Raw genomic sequence first — 3,812 nt, 5'->3', positions numbered from 1 at the left:
TATGCTCTTACCGCTTTCGGAGAAGGGCATCTTAAAGATTTCATTGATGAATCCATTGAGATTATTGAAAATCTCACCAACGGTCTTCTGGAGCTTGAAGAAAATCCCACAGGCCAGAATGAGCTTGTTAACGATCTCTTCCGGTTTTTCCATAATATGAAGGGCAACAGCGGCATTATTGGCTATAATGACCTTAATGCGCTTACCCATGAAGCAGAAACGCTTCTCAATAATGTGCGTCAGGACAAAATCACGCCAACGCATGAGCTTATAGACCTGCTCCTGCTGGTTGTGGATGTGATGGAAGCCTTGGTGCATAATATTGACATCACCTCTGGTCAGGCGACCCCTTTTGAAACAGACACGGTTATCAGACAACTGCAGGCTGCCCTGGCAGGTGGTCCGATTGCTTTGCCCGCTGAGCTGCTGACAGCACAAGGACGTGAATCTGCCACCGATGAACCGCAGCAGTCTTTGGTGGAAACTGAATCAAAGGCTTCCCCTGTTGAGGTCGTTACCCCAACTATCATTCCTGTTGGCTCCGAAGATGACGACACAGAAGCTTTCCGGGTCACAGTTCAGCAACAGATCGAAATCATCCATGCCGCGCTGGAAACGCTCAAAAAAGACGGCAGTCACAAAGATTCCATTGATGCCCTCTTCCGCTGCCTTGTAGCAATAAAAAATGCCTGCGCCTTTGTGGGGCTTGCTGATATCAAAACCTATGCTGAACGCACTGCAGGCATCGTTGACCAAGGACGGAGCAGCGACATCGATTTTGGTCTCATGGTTGATTTGCTGAGTCAGGAAGTAAGCATCATTGAGGATATGATCCGTCAGGCTTTGGCCGAGGGCAGGGTTGCGGCGGATGCTTGTTCGACTTCGGAGAAAAATGCTGAAGATACCGAAGAGGACAACTTAGCCCAACCAGTAAGCACTGATACTCCGCAAAATCATGCACCTGAAACAACAGTCGATCATTCTTCGCTTCAGGCTCCTGCGGCAGCCGCTGAGCAAGAAGAGCCTAAAGTTGTAACTGCGCCGATGACGGTACCCCCCGTCTCTCCCGCTGTCACACAGAGCAAAGCTGCGGCGCCAGCCCCACAAACTGCAACTACAGCTCAACCAGCGCGCGCACCTGCTCCCCAAGCCAAGAACGCCGCGCCTGCTGCTGAAAACCACAAGAGCTCATCGACGATACGTGTGGATCATGAGCGGCTTGACCATCTCATGAACCTTATTGGCGAGCTGATTATCAACCGCAATCGATATACTCTTATTGCCCGCTCGCTTGAAGACACAAGTGAAAATGTCGATATCTCCCATGTGGCGCAAAGTCTTTCCGAAACAACGTACGCTATGGCACGCATTTCTGACGACCTGCAAGATACCATTATGAAAGTGCGTATGGTGCCGGTGTCTTCAGTTTTTTCACGCTTCCCCAGGCTTGTGCGCGACTTATCGCGCAAAAGTGGTAAAGAAGTGGACTTGATTATGGAAGGGGAAGAAACTGAGCTGGATAAAAGTGTGGTTGAAGTTATTGGCGACCCCCTGGTTCATCTCATTCGTAACTCTGTCGATCACGGGATAGAACCCGAGGACGTCCGGCTCGCTGCAGGTAAGCCAGCCAAGGGCAAAGTAACGTTGCGCGCCTTCCACAAAGGCAATTCTGTGGCCATTGAGATTGAAGACGATGGCAAAGGAATTGACCCTGTCAAAATGCGCGAAATCGCTGTACGCAAAGGCGTAATTACGGCAGAAGAAGCAGCTCAACTTGATGACCGCGAGGCTGTGGAACTTATCTTCGCGCCTGGCTTCTCTTCGGCTGACCAGATCACTGATATTTCTGGCCGAGGCGTCGGGATGGACGTTGTGCGCACCAATATCAAAAACCTCAAGGGCAGTGTCAGCACCCACTCCGAAGTTGGCAAAGGCACACGCTTCACCCTCAGCCTGCCGCTGACCTTGGCTATTATTGACGCTCTTATGGTTAATGTTTCCGGTCAGATGTATGCCATACCTCTGGATGCGGTATCTGAAACGACAAAAATTGAGGCTCAGCGCCTTACGGACGTAAAGGGCCGGAAAGCCGTCACCTTGCGCGGAGAAGTGCTGGGCATAGTTGAAATGTCGGAAATGCTTGGTCTTCCTCGCACCGATGAACCTCTGCCAGAAGTGCTTTCCGTCGTGGTCATTCATGACAACGATCGCCGGCTCGGTTTGGTAGTCGACAGGTTACTTGAACGCCAAGAAATAGTGATTAAACCCCTTGGAGCCTACCTCGGCGATCTTAAAGGCATTTCAGGAGCCACAATTATGGGCGATGGCTCTGTAATCCTGATTCTGGATCCGCACGAGATATATATTATGGCTACATCCAAGGCTACCACGATCGTCCCGGCCGGTGAAAACAAACAAGTGGCCGCGGCAGCCAGGATGTGACGTTTTGTGAAGGAACTGCCGATTAGGGAGTGACTGTATTGTGTTTCATGTCAGTTTTGAGAAAATTTCTTGCCTTTTGATGCTGCATCAGCTATAGCACTTCTTCGCGCGGTTATGCCCTCTCTTACGCTGATCATCTTCCGGCGCTGGGCCTTGTTTTTGCCGCATGTGAAGTGAACAACTTTTTTGCATATACGGAGGATAGTATGAGCAAGGAATGCATTTTCTGCGGCAAAAAGCCCCAAGTTGGCAATCTTGTCAGCCATTCCAATATCAAGACGAAGCGTCGCTTTAACCCCAATCTTCAGCGCGTTCGGCATCAGTTTGCCGATGGCAGCGTGAGAACCCTCACGGTTTGCACTCGCTGCATCCGCTCTGGTGTGGTTTCAAAACCCCTGGTGCGCAAGCAGGGTTAACACGTTTTTTTGCATCTGAGGCCCCGTCAGTCTTCTGTCGGGGCCTTTTTTGCTATATGCACACTTTTTATCGCTTTTTAAAGCCCTCCCTCAGCGGGCGCTGGCTTATTCGCCGAAGGCCCAACAGTCTGCCGCGGTATTGGCGCAACATTAGCCAAGCCAGCGGAGCAGACAGCTACGTGCGCTTTCGCGACTGGCTGCTGGTGCTCAACGCATGCAATATCCCACACAGAACTGCCTCTCTGTCTGGCAGAGAACAGATCTATGTTCCTCCGCTTATGGAAGGCATAGCCCTGTCGGAGCTAGATGCATTCTCTGAAGAAAATAACAGACTAGAGCCTGTTTCTACTCCAATGCACATGCATCGGCACTATGCAGTTGCAGCTCTTTTTCTCTTGCCTTTGCTAGTCTGGCATGGCTGGCGTGTGGCCTGGTGGCCTGCACCGTCGTTTTTGCCACCACCGAACACTTGGGCGGACGCGGGGATACTTGATAACATACTCGTGTATATATATGGCCAATGGTATCGGCTGGCCACAGCGCTAACTCTGCATGTCGGACTTACTCATTTGTGCGGTAACCTGGTTTTTGGCTCTCTATTCATTTCTTTGCTTGCCCGCCTCACAGGTATAGGCCGAGCGTTATGGCTCACGATGGCCGGGGGTATCATTGGCAATGGGCTAACCGTACTTTTACGCCCAAAACTCGTCACAAGTATGGGATTTTCCACGGCTCTCTTCGCTTGCGTGGGGACATTGGCCGGATTTATGGCCATGCACCACAGCCAAAGACGCAAGGCAATTTTACCAATAGCAGCAGGCATAGCCATATTGGCCATGCTCGGCACTGAAGGTGAAAATACAGATTACGCGGCTCATATTGCAGGCTTGTTTAGTGGTATGGCGCTTGGCACATGGGAGGCTTGGCGCTTGCGCAAAAACTGGCCCGCGCTTC

General features: G+C 51.1%; 3 protein-coding genes. All 3 read left to right on the top strand.

All coding sequences use genetic code 11. The annotated features are described in order from the left end of the window. Nucleotides 1-2,442, top strand: a 2,442-nt coding sequence (locus tag QM579_RS02470) for a chemotaxis protein CheW (RefSeq protein WP_414997645.1), incomplete at its 5' end; no start/stop codon positions are given. A 206-nt stretch (nucleotides 2,443-2,648) separates the two neighbouring features. Next, entirely contained in the window at nucleotides 2,649-2,858 is a 210-nt protein-coding gene (gene rpmB, locus QM579_RS02465; protein ID WP_179981593.1) for a 50S ribosomal protein L28, read from the top strand. A gap of 278 nt (nucleotides 2,859-3,136) precedes the next feature. Beyond that, nucleotides 3,137-3,812, top strand: a 676-nt coding sequence (locus tag QM579_RS02460; protein WP_414997644.1) for a rhomboid family intramembrane serine protease, incomplete at its 3' end; no start/stop codon positions are given.

The organism is Desulfovibrio sp. (genome assembly GCF_047607245.1).
In the GTDB taxonomy this organism is placed as follows: Bacteria; Desulfobacterota; Desulfovibrionia; order Desulfovibrionales; family Desulfovibrionaceae; genus Desulfovibrio.
The sequence above is the reverse complement of the archived record's forward strand: the minus strand, read 5'-3'. Positions and strand labels throughout refer to the sequence as shown.

Bases quoted from the DNA above. Each gene is read 5' to 3' on its own strand.
- rpmB (WP_179981593.1), top strand. From the start codon at position 2,649: ATGAGCAAGGAATGCATTTTCTGCGGCAAAAAGCCCCAAGTTGGCAAT.